This window comes from Streptomyces sp. NPDC012508 (genome assembly GCF_042902595.1).
In the GTDB taxonomy this organism is placed as follows: domain Bacteria; phylum Actinomycetota; class Actinomycetes; order Streptomycetales; family Streptomycetaceae; genus Streptomyces.
Genome location: NZ_JBIBEO010000011.1, coordinates 324,663 through 340,775, shown reverse-complemented (window position 1 = coordinate 340,775; position 16,113 = coordinate 324,663). Strand labels below are relative to the sequence as shown.

Sequence of the window (16,113 nt, the reverse complement as noted above, 5' to 3'; positions counted from 1 at the left end):
CGTCCGCGGCCTGTGGTTCACAGCTCGCGGTGGACCTTGGTGTTGGAGGCCTGGGCTCGGGGGCGGACGACCAGGAGGTCGATGTTGACGTGCGGGGGGCGGGTGCACGCCCACGTGATGGTGTCGGCCACGTCGTCGGCGGTGAGGGGTTCGGACACGCCCGCGTAAACCTTGGAGGCCTTTTCGGTGTCGCCGCGGAAGCGGGTGGTGGCGAACTCGTCCGTCTTGACCATGCCGGGGGCGATCTCGATGACGCGGACCGGGGTGCCGACGATCTCCAGGCGGAGGGTTTCGGCGATGACGCGGGCGCCGTTCTTGGCGGCGACGTAGCCGGCGCCGCCCTCGTAGGTGGCGTGTCCGGCGGTGGAGGAGAGGACGACGACCGTGCCGTCGCCGCTCGCGGTGAGGGCGGGGAGCAGGGCCTGGGTGACATTGAGGGTGCCGATGACGTTGACTTCGTACATCTGGCGCCAGTCGTCGGGGTTGCCGCTGGCGACGGGGTCGGCGCCGAGGGCGCCGCCGGCGTTGTTGACGAGTACGGCGATGGTGCGGAAGGCGGTCGCGAAGGTCTGGACGGCGTCGCGGTCGGTGACGTCGAGGGCGTAGGCGGTGGCCTGGTGACCGGCCTCGACGATCTCCGCGGCCAGTGCTTCGATGCGGTCCTTGCGGCGGGCGGTGAGGACCACGCGGTATCCGGCGGCGGCGAGCTGCTTGGCGGTCGCCGCGCCGATTCCGCTGCTCGCTCCGGTGACGACGGCGATGGGGGTACCGGCGGCAGTCATGACGTGCTCCTCGCGCGTGTGGTCGATTGTGTCGATCGCGTGGTCAGGATAGGTCCGGGGTGTCAGCGGCCGCGGGGCGCGTACATGATCACGGCCATGCCGGCCAGGCAGATCAGGGCTCCGGCGATGTCCCAGCGGTCGGGGCGGTAGCCGTCGGCGACCATGCCCCAGGCGAGGGATCCGGCGACGAACACACCGCCGTAGGCGGCGAGGATGCGGCCGAACTCGGCGTCGGGCTGGAGGGTGGCGACGAAGCCGTAGATGCCGAGGGCGGCGATGCCGGCGCCGATCCAGATCCAGCCGCGGTGCTCGCGGACGCCTTGCCAGACGAGCCACGCTCCGCCGATCTCGAAGAGGGCGGCGACGGCGAAGAGGGCGGCGGACCGGGCGATCAGCATGGGGTCAGGGTGCCACGGGACACGCTGACTGACGGGTAGTCAGAATATATATGGTGTTATCGGTATCTTCTGGGCATGAGTGCGATGCGCAAGGTCCTCCTCGGTGCGGCGCTGGCCGCCGCGGTGGTGGTCGGTGCGGGTGAGGGCGCCCGTGCTGCCGGGTTCGAGGCAGAGGTCGAGGCAGAGGCCGAGGCCGATCTGGCCCATCACGGCCATCTGTCCCTGTGGGAGGGGCGGATGACCGTCCGGCTGGTGAGTGAGAACCACGGTCCGGCGGACGTGTCCCAGGCGACGGTGCGGCTGGCCTTCTCCGAGCCCATGGCGGGTGGGCAGGAGCTTCCTCCGTCCTGCCTGTGGGGCAGCGAACGGGTCGTGGTCTGTCGTACGGGTGAGCTGCGCGCCGCCGGGGCGGTCGAGGAGCTGGTGCTCGATCTGCGGACGGCGGGCTCGCCGGAGGAGGTGATGGCCGACATCGCGACGATCTGGACCGACGGGGTCACCGACGGGAACGCCCTGAACGACCGGCATCACGTCCTGGTCCTGGCCACCGGCGACCCGTACGTCTTCTGACCTCATCGGCGTCAGAAGGTGTAGCCGTCGGGGCGGACGAGGAGCGTCGAGCGGCGGGTGGGGTCGGCCCAGGTCGCCCGTATGAGCCTGGCCGGGGTGGTGGGTGAGGCCGGCAGGGCGGGTGTGGTGCCCTCGGGGCCGATCAGGACGAACTCGCCCTCGCGCAGCAGCTCGTACAGCCTGCCTTCGCGCAGCTCCAGGTCGGGGACGCGCCGGGTGTCCCGGCCGTAGGCGATGCCGATCCCGCTGATCATGCCGATCGCCTTGGCGGAGGCGGCGGGTACATGGGCGAGGAGCTGTGCGACGAGGGTGCGCAGGGCTCGCCGGACCGGGCCACGGGCCATGGCGAGCCGGATGATGGCACCGCTGCTGCGGAGTACCGAGGCGCCGACGGGGTGGCGCTCGGACTGGTAGCTGTCGAGGAGGGCCTCGGGGTCGGGGGCGTCGCCGCGCAGCACCGCCGCGAGCTTCCAGGAGAGGTTGGCGGCGTCCTGGAGGCCGGTGTTCATGCCCTGGCCGCCGGCGGGGGAGTGGACGTGGGCGGCGTCTCCGGCGAGGAAGACGCGTCCCACGCGGTAGGCCGGGGCCTGGCGTTCGTCGCTGTGGAAGCGGGAGAGCCAGCGGGCGTCGTGCATGCCGTAGTCGGTGCCGAGTGCGCGGCGGGCGACGGCGCGGATCTCGTCGAGGTCGACGGGCTCGCTGTCGGGGACCTCGCGGTCGCGGTTCCAGCCCATGACGCGGTACCAGCCGTCACCGAAGGGGGCGATGAACGCGAAGGCGTCCCCCGCTCCGTTGACGGTGAGAAGTCCGTCGGGCTTCTGGGCGAGCTTGACGTCGGCGAGGACGAGGGAACGGATCACCGACCCGCCGGGGAAGGGCAGGCCGAGGGCTGTCCGTACGGCGCTGCGCACGCCGTCGGTGCCGACGAGGTAGCGGGCGCGGACCGTGGTGGGCGTGCCGTCGGGGCCGGCGAGTTCGGCGGTGACGTGGTCGGTGTCCTGGCTCAGTCCGCGCAGTTCCGTTCCGTAGCGGAAATCCACACCTGTGGACAGTGCGCGCCGTTCGAGGACGCGCTCGACCTCGTACTGGGGCGTGACGAGGAGGTACGGGAAGCGGGTGCGGAGCCGGGTCAGGTCGAGGGAGGGGCGGCCGAAGAGCCGCATCCGGGTGATGGGGGTGCCGGTGGCGACCAGCTCGTCGGCGAGGCCGCGGGCGTCGAGCTGCTCCAGGGTGCGGGCGTGGACGGCGAAGGCCCGGGTCATGTTGCTGATGCCGTGCGGGCGGCGCTCGACGAGGGTGACCCGCAGGCCGGCGGCGGCGAGATCGCCGGCGAGTAGCATTCCGGTGGGGCCCGCGCCGACGACGAGAACGTCCGCGTCCAGCTGGTTCATGGCTCACTCCTGACCGAAGGTGGTGCCCACGACCGTTGGCCAACGTCTGTTGGTCAACGCTTGTTGGCAACGGTAGATCTGCTCCCGATGGACTGTCAACACCTGTTGGCCTACAGTCGTTGGCATGACGACCGCCCGCCGCTCCGACGCCACCCGCGCCGCGATCCTCGAAGCCGCCCGCGAACGCTTCGCCTCCGACGGCTACGAGCGCGCCACCATCCGCGCCATCGCCCGCGACGCCGGAATCGATCCGTCGATGGTGATGCGCTACTACGGCAGCAAGGAGGGGCTGTTCACCGCGGCGTCCGACTTCGAGCTGGAGCTTCCCGAGCTCGCCGCGCTGCCGTCCCGGCACATCGGCGCGGTCCTGGTCACGCACTTCCTCGACCGCTGGGAGCGCGACGACGTGCTGACCGGGCTGCTGAGGGTCGGCGTCACGAACACCGCCGGCGCCGAGCGCATGCAGGCGATCTTCGCCGAGCAGCTCGGTCCGATCACCCGCGGTGTCTGCCCCGACCCCGCCGAGGCGCCCCGCCGCGCCGCGCTCGTCGCCTCGCAGATCCTCGGCATGGCGCTCGCCCGCTACGTGCTGCGGCTGCCGCCCGCCGTCGAGATGTCCCCGGACGAGATCGTCGCCTGGCTCGGACCGACCGTGCAGCGGTACCTCACGGCCCCGGAGGCGTAGGCCCGGAGCCCCAGGCCCGCAGGCGTAGGAGTCGGGGCCCCAGAGCCGCAGGCCCCGGAGGCGTAGCCCCTGAGCGCGGGCCTAGGAGTCGGAGGCCTAGGAGTCGACGGACCGTCGAGCTCAGCGCCGTACAGGTCGAGGGGCTGCGCACGGGCGAACTCGCCTGACTGTCGCGCAGGGCCCTCGGCGGTCAGCGCGCGGCCGCGCCGCCGAACTCCCGTAGGGCGTCGGTGACGATCGCCTCCAGGCGGGCGTGGTGGGCGCCCCGCCAGTACACCCGCTCGCACTCCGTGCATCGCGCGAACACGTCGTACGTCTTCTCCGTGCCCTGCTCCAGCCGCTCGCGCACCGAGTCCTTGTCGGCGTCGGTCAGCTGCCCGTTGCAGGCGGTGCAGCGGGTCCATGGCATCAGGGGCGGCGCGAACCGCTCCAGTACGTCACGGAGCTGGTCGTCGGGCTGGTCGCTGTACACATAGGCGCCTGCCCACAGCTCCCGGCGGCGCAGCAGCCCCCGGTCCCGGGAGAGCATCACGCGTCGCTCCTTCGCGGAGAGCGCCGCGAGCGCGGGGTCGCCGATGTCCTCGCTCTCGTACGCCGCGTCGACCCCGAGGAGGCGCAACCGCCGCGCGAGCGTGCCCAGATGCACGTCGAGGAGGAACCGGAGCGGGGCACCGGGTACAGGCTGGGGCCGCTCGACGCCCTCGACCTCGATCGTCTCGCCCGCCTCGGGGACGTGGGACACCTCCACCGGACGCCCGTCCACCAGCAGTCGGCCGGCCTCGGTCAGCGGCACGCCGAGCGACTCCACGACATGGCCGAGCGTCGAGGCGCCGTCGGTGGCCACGGCCGTGCGCCCCGAGCGCCGTTCCGCCGCGACGAAGAGGCGCAGGCCGGGGGCGAAGCTGATCTGGATCTCCGGTCCGTTCACGGGGACAGGATGTCACCGCGGCCCACCGAGCGGCCAGGGAATTCGGCCCGGTGGCGCTCCTGCCGAACCGTCGCGCCCCGCGTCTTACGGGCGGAAGGCGTCCGCGTGCCCGGTGGCCCACTCGGCGAACGGTCGCGCAGGGTGTCCGGTCAGCTCCGCGGCGTCGGGGGCGAGGACGGAGCTGGAGGAGAGCGGGGCGATGTGCTGGGCGCCGGCGGTCCGGGCCTGTGCGACGAAGGTGCCGAGGTGCGACGGCTCGGTGTACAGGAAAACGGAGTCGACTCCCTAGAGCGCGGTCCCGTCCGAGGCCCCCGGCAGGGAGCCTGCGGCTCCTGGGATACCGTCCGGCCATGAAGATCGTCGACCTCGAGCCCGGTGACCCGCGCCTGGAAACCGACCTGCTCCCTGTTCTGCGCGAACTCCGCCCGCACCTCACGCCGGAGCTCTTCCGCGACGTCCACCGCAACGGCCACCCCCAGGGGCTGCGCTTCAGCGCCGCGTACACCGAGGACGGTGTCTGTGTGGGCGCCGCCGGCTGGCGGATCATCGACAACACCAGCTCGATCCGCAAGCTCTACGTCGACGACCTCGTCACCGCCGCCACCGCGCGCTCCACCGGTGTCGGTCACGCGCTCCTGACCTACCTGGAGCAGCGCGCACGGGACACCGGCTGTCACGAGCTCAACCTCGACTCCGGCACCCACCGCACCGGAGCCCACCGCTTCTACCTGCGCGAGCGCCTCGACATCGTGGCCTTCCACTTCACCAAGGAATTGAACGCCGACAGCCCGGAGAGCTAGAGCGCCTCCAGGTCCAGGCGCCAGTGGTTGCAGCGCAGCGGATGGCCGGGCGGGTACTCGAAGTCACGCGCGCCGAGCAGCTCGAAGCCCGCCTTGCGGCACACCGCGTTCGACGGCGCGTTGTCCGTCGAGGGGAAGGCGTGCAGGAAGCGGTGCGTGCGCTCGGCGCGCATCAGCTCGGCGACCGCGCGCGTGGCCGCGGTCGCGACGCCCCGCCCCTGGAACCCGGGGAGGACCGTCCAGCCCGTCTCGTAGACCGGCTCCTCGTCCAAGGTCTGCTGCCAGTAGCCGATGCTGCCGACCGCGACCTCCTCGGGGAGCAGCACGATCCGGAACATCCGGCCCGTGCTCGTGCGCTCGGCGCTCAGATCCACATAGCGCCGGTGTCGCTTGACCAGCGCCTCCTCGGTCTCAGGGCCGCCGAGATGCTCCATCAGCTCGGGTGCGTTCATGGCGCGCAGCAGCCCGAAGTCGCCCTCGGACCAGGGCTCCAGACGCACGGGGGAGGCGGACGGCAAGGACGAATCGGGCGAGGAGGGCGAGGAGGGCGAGGAGGGCGAGGAGGGCGGGGAGGCGTCCATGCCCGCACTGTAGGTCAGGGGTCCGACACCTGGCGGGAGTACGCGGTGGGCGGCACCCCGACCGTCGCCGTGAAGTCCCGTACGAGATGGGCCTGATCGCTGTAGCCGAGCTCCGCCGCCAGGGCTGCCCAGTCCGGGGAGCTCCCGGCCTCCGTCGCCTCGGCGCGCTCCAGGGCCTCATGGATGCGGTACCGCAGGATGACCCACTTCGGGCCGACGCCCACGTGGTGCGCGAACAGCCGCTGGAGCGACCGGCTCGACAGCCCCGCCAGGCGGGCCAGTTCGGAGACGCGGCGGATCGCCCGGTCCGTACGGACCTGATCCACCAGCGCCATGGCCTGCGCGGCCTGCGGATCGGGCGCGGGGCCATGGGCGAGCAGGAAGGCGTCGAGCGCCGCCACGCGGGCGTGCTCGGGCTCCGGGGTGAGCACGGCATCCACGGCGGCGGCGCCGGCGTCCCCGAAGACCTCGTCGAGCGGGACGCGGCGGCCCGTCCACTCCGACACCGGCCACGCGGGGGCGAACGGCCGGAAGCCGCCCGGACGGAACTGCACCCCGCAGACCCGGCCGACGCCCGTGAGCTTCTTGGTGAAGAGTTCCAGCCCGATCCCGGCGACCTCGGCGAACGACGCGCCGCCCTCACCCATGTCCCCGCCACCGTCGCCGTACCGCTGGAAGACGACGTTCACGGACGGATGCGGGACGACATGGCTCGCGTACGGCTCGGACAGGTCCCAGTCGATGAACCAGTAGTGCTCCAGGTACGGGCGCAGCTCCGGCACCGGCTGGTGTCGACGGAACCGGACGCGGGTGAGGAGTTCGGCCGCGTCGACGATTCCGCGGGTGTCGCGACGCGGGCCGGAGGACGTCATGTCTTTCAGCCTAGGTGCCGGCCTGTCGGTGTCGTGTTTCTTCAAGACTCCCGCGGGAAGGATCACTTAGCGTCACCCCATGACGAACCGTACGCAACCCCTCGGTGAGCTGCTCGGTACCGCCGCCGCCCACGCCGCCCCCGTGGTGCGCGGCATCGCCGACGACAGTCTCGCCGCGCCCACGCCGTGCTCCGAGTACGACGTGCGGGCGCTGCTCAACCACCTCTTCCAGGTCGTCGTGAACTTCCAGGCGCTGGCCGCCAAGCAGCCCGCCGGCTTCTCCACGAACCCCGACCACCTGAGCGACCCCGACTGGCGCGCCCGCTTCGAGGCCGAGACGGCGAAGCTCGTCGAGGCCTGGGCGGCGCCCGGTGCGGAGGAAGGGACCTCGGGAGGGATGGGGCTGCCGGCCCGTACCGTCGGAGCGATGGTCCTGCTCGATCTGACCGTGCACGTCTGGGACCTCGCCCAGGCCACCGGCCGGTCCTTCGAGCCGGACCCGGCCGTCGTGGAGACCCTGGCGGAACTGGTGGAGCAGATGGCTCCGACGGCCCGGAAGATGAACGTCTTCGGTGATGCGGTCGAGGCCCCGGAGGGCGCCTCCGCCTTCGAGGCGCTCCTCGCCGCGACGGGACGGAACCCGCGCGACAGGGCGGCGGCCTGAGGCCGCCGCGCCTACCGCAGGCGGCCCGGGGACCCGACCGAGAGACGCGAGACGACCTGACCGAAAGCCTGCTCCTCGGCGGGGGTGAGCGTGACGCTCTCCTGGGGGTGCCAGACCCGGTCCAGCGGCGCGTCGGCCCGCGCGCGGCGGGCACGGGCACGCAGGCCCAGCGCCACCCACACCACGGTGGAGACGGCGAGGAGTCCGACGAGGGTGATCACACGGGGGTCCGAGAACTGGCCGGGCAAGGACGACATGGCTGACTCCGGGGAGCGAGGGCCGGTACGGGGGAGCGCCCCGGCAGGGGGCGCGTGCGCACGGCACTGACGATTCCTACTGCTTCCTCCCGACCTGTTCAGTTAACACCAGGATGGGGGCCTTTCGGCAGGGGGGTCCGGGACCAAAGTCCCGGCCGCCCGCGGCAGGCGTCGTCCTCGCCGGGCGTGGTCGTGCGCACCTGTCGCGGGCGGGGGGACGCCCTCTTGTGTGGGTGGGGGATGCGCTTCAAGGTGGCGGGGGAGGCAGGTTTCGGCCGGGGAGGGAGCAGCCGCATGTCGGACATGAAGGTGTGGGGGTTCACCGACGACAGGGGTACGGCGCTGGGGGCCGTGCGCGTGCCGGGGAGGGTCGTGGCCTATGTGCGGGCCGGGGCTGCCCTGCTCGATCTGGGGGTGACGCCCGTCGCGGTGTACGGCTCGGGGCATGACGGCGAGGGCCTCGATCCGGTCAAGGCGGGGGAGCTGGAGGCGGCCGGGGTGCCGTATCTGGGGCCGGGGCGGGTGGTGGACGAGGCGCGGCTGCGGGGTCTCGGCCCCGAGCTGATCGTCGACGTCACGTACGACGGGAAGAGCTCCTACGCGCTGGACGAGGGCGTCGCCGAACGGCTCGGGGTGCCGCTGGCCGCGCTCTCCGTGGGCAGCGAGCTGCCTCTGGCGGCGATCATGGGGCGCTTCCGTGAGCTGGCGGCGGCCCTCGGCGTGCCCGGCGGCGGGGTCGCCGATCCTGTCGCCCCCGCCGAGGCGGGCCTGCGTGAGGCCGCCGCCCGGGTGGACGTGACCGTGCTCGCCCTCTCGGGTACCGGTGCCGACCAGGTCCATCTGGCGCGGCCGCACGCCTGGCCCGAGCTGGCCCGGCTCCAGGAGCTGGGCGTGCGGGTGGTCGATCCCGGCCCCGGCCCCGGTGCGAACTGGCTCACGGCCGACTGGGAGCACGCGGCGGCGCTGCGTCCCGACCTCGTGCTCTTCGACAGCCGTGCCAACGCTGTGGGCCCCGGGGCGTTCCCGCCCGTCGGCCACGCGCGCGTGGCGCCGTGGAACCCGGAGACGCCGCCGAGCCCGGCGGCGTACGCCCGCTTCTTCGAGGGCATCGCGGCGGCCCTTCCGGGGTAGGCCGGGTCGCGCTCAGCTCCCCTCGCCCAGCTTCGCCCTCAGGGAGTGCGCGAACTCCTCCACGCACGTCAGCTGGGAGCGCAGTTCGGCGACGCGTGCGGTGGCCGCCTGCTCGTAGCGGCGCACCCGGGCGACCAGGGTCGAGCGTTCGGCGGGGGAGAGACGGGGGTCCGCGAGGCGGTCCGTCGCGGCGAGGAGGTCGCGGGTCTCGTCGATCGTGAAGCCCAGCGGCTTCATCCGGCGGATCACCATCAGCCGGTCGACGTCGGCGTCCGTGTAGAGCGGGAAGCCGCCCTGGGACGACGCGGAGGGGACGACGAGACCGCTGTCCTCGTACTGGCGGATGGTCCGGAGGGACATCTCCGTCCGGGCGGCGACCTCGCCGATCTGCATGGGTTCGCCGGCGATGCGCACTCTGGTCACGGTGCCCCGTCCTTCCCGCGCGGCTTCCGCGCACTACATAGGCGTTTGTCCTAACTTCAGCACTTATGAGAGCTGGAAGTGCGGCGAAACGCCTGCTGGTGGGGCGGCCTTTGGACAGCGGCCGGCTCGGCGAGACCCTGCTGCCCAAGCGGCTCGCCCTGCCGATCTTCTGCAGCGACCCGCTCTCCTCCGTCGCGTACGCCACCGAGGAGATCCTGCTCATCCTCGCGCTCGGCGGCCTCGCCGTGCTCCATCTGGCCTGGTACGCGGCGATCGCGATCGTCATCCTGCTGGTGGTCGTCGTCGCCTCCTACCGGCAGACCTGCCACGCCTATCCGGGAGGCGGCGGGGCGTATGTGGTCTCCGCCGAGAACCTGGGCCAGACCGCCGCGCTCACCGCCGCCAGCGCGCTGCTCATCGACTACGTGATGACCGTCGCCGTCTCGATCGTCTCGGGCGTCGCGGCCCTCACCTCGGCCGCGCCCGCCCTCGACGGGTACGCGGTGGGTATCTCGGTCGCGTGCGTGGTGGTCCTGGCCTGGCTCAATCTGCGGGGTGTCCGCGAGTCGGGGCGCTACTTCGCCATTCCGACGTACGCCTTCATCGCCACCATCTATCTGATGTTCGCCGTCGCGGCCGTGCGGATGGCGACCGGGACCACGATCCGCGCCGAGTCGTCCGACCTGCCGATCCAGGCCGTCTCCAGCTACACCGGCCTGGCGCTCGTGCTGCTCGCCATGCGGGCCTTCGCCTCCGGCTGTACGGCGCTGACCGGTGTCGAGGCCATCAGCAACGGCGTGCCCGCCTTCGAGAAGCCCAAGAGCCGCAACGCCGCCACCACCCTCGCGATCATGGGCGCTCTCGCGGTCACCATGTTCTTCGGGATCACCACCCTGGCCATGGTCTACGAGGTACACGTCGCCGAGGACCCGACCGAACTCGGGCTCGCCCCCGGCACCGCCATGCCGACCGCGCTCGCCCAGATCGGCCGCGCCACCTTCGGCAGCTGGCACTTCCTCTTCTATCTGCTCCAGGCCGTCACCGCTGCCGTCCTGATCATGGCCGCCAACACCGCCTTCAACGGCTTCCCGATGCTGGCCTCCGTCCTCGGCCGGGACCGCTACGCGCCGCGCCAGCTCTTCCACCGCGGCGACCGGCTCGTCTACTCCAACGGCATCGTCCTGCTCTCCCTGGCCGCCATCGCCCTGATCGTCGCCTTCGACGCCAACCTCACCCGGCTCATCCAGCTCTACATCCTGGGCGTCTTCGTCTCCTTCACCCTGTCCCAGGCCGGCATGGTCAAGCACTGGCGGCGAGAACTCGCCACCCCGGCGGGGTCCGGCGAGCGCGGCGCCATCCTGCGCCGGATGGCCATCAACGCCTTCGGCGCCTGCCTGACGGCGGTCGTCCTCGTCATCGTGCTGATCACCAAGTTCACGCACGGCGCCTGGATCGTCGTCATCGCCATGCCCGTGCTCTTCGCCGGGATGAAGGGCGTGCGCCGGCACTACGAGACCGTGGCCGCCGAGGTCGCCGTCGCGCCCGGCGACCGGCCCCGCACGCTCGCCGAGAACCACGTCATGGTCCTCGTGTCCTCGCTCAACGCGCCGAGCCTGCGGGCCCTGTCGTACGCGCAGACGCTGCGCCCCGCCTCACTGATCGCGGTCACCGTCGCGGAGGACCCGGCGGAGGCGGAGGTGATGCGGGCGACCTGGGACGCCCACGGCATCGACGTGCCTCTGCGGGTGCTGAGCTCTCCGTACCGCTCCGTCGTCCAGCCGATCCTGCGGCACATCCGGGAGGCGCCCGAGCGGACCGAGGACTCGGTGGTGTCGGTGGTCATCCCCGAGTACGTGGTGGGGCACTGGTGGGAGCAGCCCCTGCACAACCAGAGTGCGCTACGGCTCAAGGCGCGGCTGCTGTTCATGAAGAACGTCGTCGTCATCGACGTTCCGTACCGGCTCGCCTCCGCCCGTGAGCTGGCCGCCGAGCGCGCGAAGGCGGCTGCCGCGGCCGAGGACCGGGAGAACTGAGCCCGTCCCTCCGGGCCGCCGCCCGGGAGCCGGAGACCCGCCGCCCGCGAGCCGGAGATCCGCGGGGCCGCAGGCCGACCCTGCGGAAGGGGACCCTGCGGGAGGGGACCCTACGGCCAGACCAGGCAGTACGGCTGGTGTCCCGCCTCGTGCAGCCGGTGCGAGAAGTCCTGCCACTCGTGGAGCAGCTGGTAGACGTTGAACGCGTCGCGTGGGCCGCCGCGGTCCGGGACCGTGGACCAGATGAAGGCCGCCGCGCCGACCGACTCCTCGCCGATGCCGCGCAGCGGGTCGACCACGGTCATGGGCAGCTTCACCACGGCGTAGTCGGGGTGGAGGACCACCAGTTCCAGCGGGGGCACCTTGTGCAGGGGCATGCCCTGGATGCCCGTGAGGACCATCGCGGCTATCGTCTCGGGCTTGATCTTGCTGAACATGCCACCCATGCCGAGCTCGTCGCCGCCCAGCTCCTCAGGGCGCATCGAGATCGGGACGCGTGCCGCCGTCGCGCCGTCGGGCGCGCCGAAGTACTTGTAGGTCACCCCCAACCGGCCGCCGCCCCCCGTCGTGGGTTCCGAGGACCCCGTGGGTCCTGTTGATTGCGTGGGCTCTTCCGTACGCCGTCGCCGGTGCTTCCCCCGCCGGGCAGGCTCGGGACCCAGGTCGTCGGTCCCCTCGCCCAGTCCGCCACCGCGATGCATATCTCCACCCGACTGCTTTTTAGGCAACACGACCCCCGCCGCGCAACCCGATCATCGTGACAGTGACCTCCCCCACGCTCTCGCGGTGAAACACCTGTCCGCAAGAACGTCCGGCCCTCTGACACCATGGATTCCGTGAGCCATCCCTATGACGCCCCAGTTTCGCAGACGCGGAGGATCGACGCCCCGGCGTAATTTGCGGGGTGCTCACGCCCTCCTTCCGTACTCGCAGCCGTACTCGCAGGTCAGGACCACAGTGCCGTATTCATACGAAGCCCCAGTCTCACAGACGCTTTTCGACCGCGCGTCCCTCGTGACGCCCGGCGGCGTGAACTCACCGGTGCGCGCCTTCCGGGCCGTGGGCGGAACGCCCCGGTTCATGGTGTCCGGTACCGGCCCGTACCTCACCGACGCGGACGGCCGGGAGTATGTCGACCTCGTCTGCTCGTGGGGGCCGATGATTCTCGGCCATGCCCACCCTGAGGTGGTCGCCGCCGTGCAGGCCGCCGTGGCCCGTGGCACCTCGTTCGGTACGCCCGGGGAGGGTGAGGTCGCCCTCGCCGAGGAGATCGTCGCCCGGATCGAGCCCGTCGAGCAGGTTCGGCTGGTTTCCTCCGGTACGGAAGCCACGATGTCCGCGATCCGGCTCGCCCGGGGCTTCACCGGCCGGGCGAAGGTCGTGAAGTTCGCCGGCTGCTACCACGGGCACGTGGACGCGCTGCTGGCCGCCGCAGGCTCCGGCGTGGCCACCCTCGGCCTGCCCGACACGCCCGGCGTGACCGGCGCTCAGGCGGGGGACACCATCGTCCTGCCGTACAACGACCTGGAGGCGGTCCGGGCCGCGTTCGCCGCGCACCCCGGCGAGATCGCCTGTGTGATCACCGAGGCCTCGCCCGGCAACATGGGCGTCGTCCCGCCGCTCGACGGCTTCAACGCGGGCCTGAAGCAGCTCTGCTCCGACAACGGCGCGCTGTACATCTCCGACGAGGTCATGACCGGCTTCCGGACCTCCCGCGCCGGCTGGTACGGCGTCGACGGGGTGAAGCCCGACCTGATGACCTTCGGCAAGGTCATGGGCGGCGGCTTCCCGGCCGCGGCCTTCGGCGGCCGCGCCGACGTCATGGGGCACCTCGCCCCGGCCGGCCCGGTCTACCAGGCGGGCACCCTCTCCGGTAACCCGATCGCCACCGCTGCCGGCCTCGCGCAGCTGCGCCTGCTCGACGACGCCGCGTACGCCACGGTCGACGCCGTGTCGAAGGAGATCCAGGGGCTCGTCACCGGCGCGCTCACCAAGGAGGGTGTCGCGCACCGGCTGCAGACCGCCTCCAACATGTTCTCCGTCTTCTTCGCGGCCGACGAGGTCCGGAACTACGACGAAGCGAAGACGCAGGAGGCGTTCCGCTTCAACGCCTTCTTCCACTCGATGCTCGCCGACGGGGTCTACCTGCCGCCGTCCGCCTTCGAGTCCTGGTTCGTCTCCACGGCCCACGACGAGCGCGCCGTCGAGCGGATCGCCGCCGCGCTGCCCGCCGCCGCCCGCGCCGCCGCGGAGGCCACCGCATGAGCGCCTCCGGGAACGAGCGGGGGAACGGCGACATCACCGTCGTCCATCTGGTGCGCCACGGCGAGGTCGAGAACCCCGACGGGATCCTCTACGGCCGCCGCTCCGGCTACCACCTCTCCGAGCTGGGCCGGCAGATGGCCGACCGCGTCGCCGAGCACCTGGCCGACCGGGACATCACGTACGTCGTGTCGTCCCCGCTGGAGCGTGCGCAGGAGACGGCTCAGCCGGTCGCCAAGAGCCACGGCCTGGACCTGGCCACCGACGGGCGGCTGATCGAGGCGGGGAACGTCTTCGAGGGCAAGACCTTCGGTGTCGGCGACGGCGCGCTGCGCAAGCCGGGCAACTGGAAGCACCTCACCAACCCGTTCAGGCCGTCGTGGGGCGAGCCGTACGTCGAGCAGGTCGTACGGATGATGGGCGCGCTCGACGCGGCGAAGGACGCGGCCCGGGGTCACGAGGCGGTCTGCGTCAGCCACCAGCTGCCGATCTGGATCGTGCGGAGCTTCGTGGAGAAGCGCCGGCTGTGGCACGACCCGCGGCGTCGTCAGTGCACGCTGGCCTCGCTGACCTCGTTCACGTACCAGGGCGACCGGATCGTCTCGGTCGGGTACAGCGAGCCGGCGCGTGACCTCGTTCCCGCGCATCTGCTCGCGGGCGCGAAGCCGGTCAAGGGGAAGTCGAAGGCCTTCGGCGCGTGAGCGCTCCGCCGGGAGAGCCGTAACCGAGCCGCGGGGTGGGTCGGCCGCGGGCCGGTGGGGGCCGGTCGCGCAGTTCCCCGCGCCCCTTCTCGCAGTCCGTGCGCCCCGTCCCGGTACGGCGCCACGTAGAGGTTCTGTGACGGCAGAACGCCCCACCGTTCGGACGCCAGTTCCACGGGTACACCCTCAGGGCGATCGGATGACGTGAAGTCATCTGGTCGCCCTGAAATTTTTGTGCTAATTCCCGGAACCTCCCCGTTCCTCCCGGCATCTCACTCATTGTCGGTTTGGATGACCGTCCGGTCATACGTGAGTGCGAATGGGGACGTCATGCGCGGGATCACTCGAAGGGGACTTCTCGGGGCGAGCGTTGGTGCCGCCGCCGCGATCGGGATCGCAGGGTGCAGCGGCAACGGGTCCGGCAAATCGGGCAATTCGGGAGCGGGTAAGGGCGGTGCCCCCTCGGGATCCCCGAGTACGCCCGCGCCCACCAAGGAAGAGGGCCGCCTCATCGGCGACGGTTCCACCTCCGACACCGGAAAGCAGCCCCACCAGCCCGACGCCCCCGTCCCGCTCGAACCGGGTCAGACCCCGCCCCAGTTCGTGATCTTCTCCTGGGACGGCGCCGGCGAGGTCGGCAACGGGCTCTTCCCGCGCTTCCTCGAACTCGCGAAGAACCACGACGCGGCGATGACCTTCTTCCTCTCCGGGATCTACCTCCTGCCCGAGTCGAAGAAGGACCTCTACCGACCGCCGAACAACCGCGTCGGCGCCTCCGACATCGGCTACCTCACCGACGACCACATCAAGGACACGCTCAAGAACGTCCGTCAGGCCTGGCTCGACGGGCATGAGATCGGCACGCACTTCAACGGCCACTTCTGCGCCGGCTCCGGCTCGGTCGGCAACTGGACCCCGGCCCAGTGGCAGAGCGAGGTCGACCAGGCCGTGAAGTTCGTCACCGAGTGGAAGACCAACAGCGGCTGGACCGACCTCGACCCGCTGCCCTTCGACTACCGCAAGGAGCTGATAGGCGGCCGGACCCCCTGCCTCCTCGGCCAGGACAACCTGCTGCCCACCGCGAAGCGCCTCGGCTGGCGCTACGACGCCAGCTCTCCCGGCGGCCGCCAGATGTGGCCGGTCAAGCGCCAGGGGATCTGGGACCTCCCGCTGCAGGCCGTGCCCTTCCCCGGCCACTCCTTCGAGGTCCTCTCCATGGACTACAACATCCTCGCCAACCAGTCGAAGAACACCACCAAGGGCATGCCCTCGCGCTACCCGGGCTGGCGCAAGCAGGCCACCGAGGCGTACCTCAACGGGTTCGAGCGCGCGTACGAGTCCAACAGGGCGCCGTTCTTCATCGGCAACCACTTCGAGCAGTGGAACGGCGGCATCTACATGGACGCCGTCGAGGAATCCCTCAAGGCCATGGCGGGCAAGAAGGACGTCCGGCTGGTGTCGTTCCGGCAGTTCGTGGACTGGCTGGACGTGCAGGACCCCGAGATCCTCGCCAAGCTCCGTACGCTCGAGGTCGGACAGGCCCCGGCGGGCGGCTGGAACACCTTCCTCAAGGCCACCGCGTAGCGATCGGGGTCGCTTAAGCCCTCGTACGTCCCTTAAGCCCCCTTGACAAGG

The 16,113-nt window shown here is 71.5% G+C and carries 18 protein-coding genes; 9 read left to right on the top strand and 9 right to left on the bottom strand.

The window, feature by feature from the left end:
- Positions 1 to 17: 17 nt before the first annotated feature.
- On the bottom strand, positions 18 to 782 hold the full coding sequence (locus ACFY8U_RS33625) for an SDR family NAD(P)-dependent oxidoreductase (protein WP_361438170.1): 765 nt from the start codon (positions 780 to 782) through the stop codon (positions 18 to 20).
- Between the two features lie 62 nt (positions 783 to 844).
- Positions 845 to 1,180 (bottom strand): YnfA family protein, encoded by a 336-nt coding sequence (locus tag ACFY8U_RS33620; RefSeq protein ID WP_361607192.1) that lies wholly within the window; start codon positions 1,178 to 1,180, stop codon positions 845 to 847.
- 75 nt (positions 1,181 to 1,255) lie between these two features.
- On the opposite strand from ACFY8U_RS33620, the gene ACFY8U_RS33615 reads away from it, so the two are divergent.
- Complete coding sequence (locus ACFY8U_RS33615) at positions 1,256 to 1,750, top strand: hypothetical protein (RefSeq protein ID WP_389575956.1); 495 nt, start codon at positions 1,256 to 1,258, stop codon at positions 1,748 to 1,750.
- Between the two features lie 11 nt (positions 1,751 to 1,761).
- Here ACFY8U_RS33615 and ACFY8U_RS33610 read toward each other — a convergent pair whose 3' ends face one another.
- Positions 1,762 to 3,141, bottom strand: coding sequence for an FAD-dependent monooxygenase (locus tag ACFY8U_RS33610; protein ID WP_389575955.1), 1,380 nt, complete (start codon positions 3,139 to 3,141; stop codon positions 1,762 to 1,764).
- 124 nt (positions 3,142 to 3,265) lie between these two features.
- Here ACFY8U_RS33610 and ACFY8U_RS33605 point away from each other — a divergent pair, with 124 nt between their 5' ends.
- Positions 3,266 to 3,826, top strand: a complete 561-nt coding sequence (locus ACFY8U_RS33605; protein ID WP_389575954.1) for a TetR family transcriptional regulator — start codon at positions 3,266 to 3,268, stop codon at positions 3,824 to 3,826.
- 190 nt (positions 3,827 to 4,016) lie between these two features.
- Here the strand turns inward: ACFY8U_RS33605 and ACFY8U_RS33600 are convergent, their stop codons facing one another.
- On the bottom strand, positions 4,017 to 4,754 hold the full coding sequence (locus ACFY8U_RS33600) for a Mut7-C RNAse domain-containing protein (RefSeq protein ID WP_389575953.1): 738 nt from the start codon (positions 4,752 to 4,754) through the stop codon (positions 4,017 to 4,019).
- A gap of 350 nt (positions 4,755 to 5,104) precedes the next feature.
- Between ACFY8U_RS33600 and ACFY8U_RS33595 the strand changes: the two genes are divergently transcribed.
- Positions 5,105 to 5,554 (top strand): GNAT family N-acetyltransferase, encoded by a 450-nt coding sequence (locus tag ACFY8U_RS33595; protein WP_389575952.1) that lies wholly within the window; start codon positions 5,105 to 5,107, stop codon positions 5,552 to 5,554.
- Here ACFY8U_RS33595 and ACFY8U_RS33590 read toward each other — a convergent pair.
- The gene (locus ACFY8U_RS33590) at positions 5,551 to 6,135 is read right to left on the bottom strand and encodes a GNAT family N-acetyltransferase (protein WP_389575951.1); all 585 of its coding nucleotides are present in this window, start codon (positions 6,133 to 6,135) and stop codon (positions 5,551 to 5,553) included. The two genes, ACFY8U_RS33595 and ACFY8U_RS33590, sit on opposite strands and share 4 nt — an antisense overlap.
- Positions 6,136 to 6,149: 14 nt before the next feature.
- Positions 6,150 to 7,007, bottom strand: a complete 858-nt coding sequence (locus tag ACFY8U_RS33585) for a DUF6597 domain-containing transcriptional factor (RefSeq protein ID WP_389575950.1) — start codon at positions 7,005 to 7,007, stop codon at positions 6,150 to 6,152.
- Between the two features lie 79 nt (positions 7,008 to 7,086).
- Here ACFY8U_RS33585 and ACFY8U_RS33580 point away from each other — a divergent pair, with 79 nt between their 5' ends.
- Entirely contained in the window at positions 7,087 to 7,671 is a 585-nt protein-coding gene (locus tag ACFY8U_RS33580; protein ID WP_389575949.1) for a TIGR03086 family metal-binding protein, read from the top strand.
- A gap of 11 nt (positions 7,672 to 7,682) precedes the next feature.
- On the opposite strand, the gene ACFY8U_RS33575 is transcribed toward ACFY8U_RS33580, so the two are convergent.
- Positions 7,683 to 7,928: a hypothetical protein gene (locus ACFY8U_RS33575; RefSeq protein WP_389575948.1), complete on the bottom strand. Its 246-nt coding sequence runs from the start codon at positions 7,926 to 7,928 to the stop codon at positions 7,683 to 7,685.
- A gap of 294 nt (positions 7,929 to 8,222) precedes the next feature.
- Between ACFY8U_RS33575 and ACFY8U_RS33570 the strand changes: the two genes are divergently transcribed.
- Positions 8,223 to 9,059, top strand: a complete 837-nt coding sequence (locus ACFY8U_RS33570) for an ABC transporter substrate-binding protein (RefSeq protein WP_389575947.1) — start codon at positions 8,223 to 8,225, stop codon at positions 9,057 to 9,059.
- Positions 9,060 to 9,071: 12 nt separating this feature from the next.
- On the opposite strand, the gene ACFY8U_RS33565 is transcribed toward ACFY8U_RS33570, so the two are convergent.
- Positions 9,072 to 9,452: a MerR family transcriptional regulator gene (locus ACFY8U_RS33565; protein WP_389575989.1), complete on the bottom strand. Its 381-nt coding sequence runs from the start codon at positions 9,450 to 9,452 to the stop codon at positions 9,072 to 9,074.
- A 95-nt stretch (positions 9,453 to 9,547) separates the two neighbouring features.
- On the opposite strand from ACFY8U_RS33565, the gene ACFY8U_RS33560 reads away from it, so the two are divergent.
- Positions 9,548 to 11,515: an APC family permease gene (locus ACFY8U_RS33560; RefSeq protein ID WP_389575946.1), complete on the top strand. Its 1,968-nt coding sequence runs from the start codon at positions 9,548 to 9,550 to the stop codon at positions 11,513 to 11,515.
- A 110-nt stretch (positions 11,516 to 11,625) separates the two neighbouring features.
- Here ACFY8U_RS33560 and ACFY8U_RS33555 read toward each other — a convergent pair whose 3' ends face one another.
- Positions 11,626 to 12,216, bottom strand: coding sequence for a hypothetical protein (locus tag ACFY8U_RS33555; protein ID WP_361438199.1), 591 nt, complete (start codon positions 12,214 to 12,216; stop codon positions 11,626 to 11,628).
- A gap of 256 nt (positions 12,217 to 12,472) precedes the next feature.
- Here ACFY8U_RS33555 and hemL point away from each other — a divergent pair, with 256 nt between their 5' ends.
- The 3 genes from hemL to ACFY8U_RS33540 all read left to right on the top strand — a co-directional run bounded on the left by hemL (position 12,473) and on the right by ACFY8U_RS33540 (position 16,062).
- Positions 12,473 to 13,780, top strand: coding sequence for a glutamate-1-semialdehyde 2,1-aminomutase (hemL, locus tag ACFY8U_RS33550; protein WP_389575945.1), 1,308 nt, complete (start codon positions 12,473 to 12,475; stop codon positions 13,778 to 13,780).
- Positions 13,777 to 14,478 carry a histidine phosphatase family protein gene (locus ACFY8U_RS33545; RefSeq protein ID WP_361607152.1) on the top strand — a complete coding sequence of 234 codons (702 nt, stop codon included), beginning with the start codon at positions 13,777 to 13,779 and terminating at the stop codon, positions 14,476 to 14,478. Before hemL ends, ACFY8U_RS33545 begins: the two co-directional genes overlap by 4 nt.
- A gap of 330 nt (positions 14,479 to 14,808) precedes the next feature.
- Positions 14,809 to 16,062, top strand: a complete 1,254-nt coding sequence (locus tag ACFY8U_RS33540; protein WP_389575944.1) for a hypothetical protein — start codon at positions 14,809 to 14,811, stop codon at positions 16,060 to 16,062.
- The last annotated feature ends 51 nt before the right edge of the window (positions 16,063 to 16,113 follow it).

Excerpts from the sequence above, each read along its gene's own strand:
- ACFY8U_RS33625 (WP_361438170.1), bottom strand. The coding sequence starts at position 782 with ATGACTGCCGCCGGTACCCCCATCGCCGTCGTCACCGGAGCGAGCAGC.
- ACFY8U_RS33620 (WP_361607192.1), bottom strand. The coding sequence starts at position 1,180 with ATGCTGATCGCCCGGTCCGCCGCCCTCTTCGCCGTCGCCGCCCTCTTC.
- ACFY8U_RS33615 (WP_389575956.1), top strand. The coding sequence starts at position 1,256 with ATGAGTGCGATGCGCAAGGTCCTCCTCGGTGCGGCGCTGGCCGCCGCG.
- ACFY8U_RS33610 (WP_389575955.1), bottom strand. The coding sequence starts at position 3,141 with ATGAACCAGCTGGACGCGGACGTTCTCGTCGTCGGCGCGGGCCCCACC.
- ACFY8U_RS33605 (WP_389575954.1), top strand. The coding sequence starts at position 3,266 with ATGACGACCGCCCGCCGCTCCGACGCCACCCGCGCCGCGATCCTCGAA.
- ACFY8U_RS33595 (WP_389575952.1), top strand. The coding sequence starts at position 5,105 with ATGAAGATCGTCGACCTCGAGCCCGGTGACCCGCGCCTGGAAACCGAC.
- ACFY8U_RS33590 (WP_389575951.1), bottom strand. The coding sequence starts at position 6,135 with ATGGACGCCTCCCCGCCCTCCTCGCCCTCCTCGCCCTCCTCGCCCTCC.
- ACFY8U_RS33585 (WP_389575950.1), bottom strand. The coding sequence starts at position 7,007 with ATGACGTCCTCCGGCCCGCGTCGCGACACCCGCGGAATCGTCGACGCG.
- ACFY8U_RS33580 (WP_389575949.1), top strand. The coding sequence starts at position 7,087 with ATGACGAACCGTACGCAACCCCTCGGTGAGCTGCTCGGTACCGCCGCC.
- ACFY8U_RS33575 (WP_389575948.1), bottom strand. The coding sequence starts at position 7,928 with ATGTCGTCCTTGCCCGGCCAGTTCTCGGACCCCCGTGTGATCACCCTC.
- ACFY8U_RS33570 (WP_389575947.1), top strand. The coding sequence starts at position 8,223 with ATGTCGGACATGAAGGTGTGGGGGTTCACCGACGACAGGGGTACGGCG.
- ACFY8U_RS33565 (WP_389575989.1), bottom strand. The coding sequence starts at position 9,452 with ATGCAGATCGGCGAGGTCGCCGCCCGGACGGAGATGTCCCTCCGGACC.
- ACFY8U_RS33560 (WP_389575946.1), top strand. The coding sequence starts at position 9,548 with ATGAGAGCTGGAAGTGCGGCGAAACGCCTGCTGGTGGGGCGGCCTTTG.
- ACFY8U_RS33555 (WP_361438199.1), bottom strand. The coding sequence starts at position 12,216 with ATGCATCGCGGTGGCGGACTGGGCGAGGGGACCGACGACCTGGGTCCC.
- ACFY8U_RS33545 (WP_361607152.1), top strand. The coding sequence starts at position 13,777 with ATGAGCGCCTCCGGGAACGAGCGGGGGAACGGCGACATCACCGTCGTC.
- ACFY8U_RS33540 (WP_389575944.1), top strand. The coding sequence starts at position 14,809 with ATGCGCGGGATCACTCGAAGGGGACTTCTCGGGGCGAGCGTTGGTGCC.